The following is a 1,180-nucleotide window of genomic DNA, read 5'->3' as shown; positions in this document are numbered from 1 at the left end:
TTGGTATATAGACCCTTTTGGGTTATATGGTCAAGTGACCAAGCGTGCACGGTGGATGCCTTGGCAGTCAGAGGCGATGAAGGACGTGGTAATCTGCGAAAAGCTCGGGGGAGTTGATAAACAAGCGTTAATCCCGAGATGTCCGAATGGGGAAACCCACCCGCTTGCGGGTATCGTATGGTGAATACATAGCCATACGAGGCGAACCCGGGGAACTGAAACATCTAAGTACCCGGAGGAAAAGAAATCAACCGAGATTCCCTAAGTAGCGGCGAGCGAACGGGGATTAGCCCTTAAGTTAGATTGGTGTTAGTAGAAGGCTCTGGAAAGTGCCGCCGTAGAGAGTGAAAGCCTCGTATACGAAAATGCCCTTTTAATGAAATCGAGTAGGACGGGACACGTGGTATCCTGTCTGAATATGGGGGGACCATCCTCCAAGGCTAAATACTCCTGACTGACCGATAGTGAACCAGTACCGTGAGGGAAAGGCGAAAAGAACCCCTGTGAGGGGAGTGAAATAGATCCTGAAACCGTGTACGTACAAGCAGTGGGAGCGGACTTGTTCCGTGACTGCGTACCTTTTGTATAATGGGTCAACGACTTATTTTCAGTAGCAAGGTTAATCGCATAGAGGAGCCGTAGGGAAACCGAGTCTTAATAGGGCGTATAGTTGCTGGGAATAGACCCGAAACCGGGCGATCTATCCATGGGCAGGTTGAAGGTTGGGTAACACTAACTGGAGGACCGAACCCACGTATGTTGAAAAATGCGGGGATGACTTGTGGATAGGAGTGAAAGGCTAATCAAGCTCGGAGATAGCTGGTTCTCCTCGAAAGCTATTTAGGTAGCGCCTCGTATCTCACCATTGGGGGTAGAGCACTGTTTGGGCTAGGGGGTCATCCCGACTTACCAACCCCATGCAAACTCCGAATACCAATGAGTGCAATTACGGGAGACACACGGCGGGTGCTAACGTCCGTCGTGGAAAGGGAAACAACCCAGACCGTCAGCTAAGGTCCCAAAGTTACAGTTAAGTGGGAAACGATGTGGGAAGGCTTAGACAGCTAGGAGGTTGGCTTAGAAGCAGCCATCCTTTAAAGAAAGCGTAATAGCTCACTAGTCGAGTCGGCCTGCGCGGAAGATATAACGGGGCTAAACTGTACACCGAAGCTACGGATGC

At 50.4% G+C, this 1,180-nt stretch carries 1 rRNA gene; it reads left to right on the top strand.

The features are described from left to right. Nucleotides 1-28 precede the first annotated feature (28 nt). Nucleotides 29-1,180: ribosomal RNA gene (locus TW85_RS23870) — 23S ribosomal RNA — on the top strand; the annotation flags it as partial.

The sequence above is a fragment of the Marinomonas sp. S3726 genome, assembly GCF_000967665.1.
Lineage (GTDB): Bacteria > Pseudomonadota > Gammaproteobacteria > Pseudomonadales > Marinomonadaceae > Marinomonas.
The sequence above is the reverse complement of the archived record's forward strand: the minus strand, read 5'-3'. Positions and strand labels throughout refer to the sequence as shown.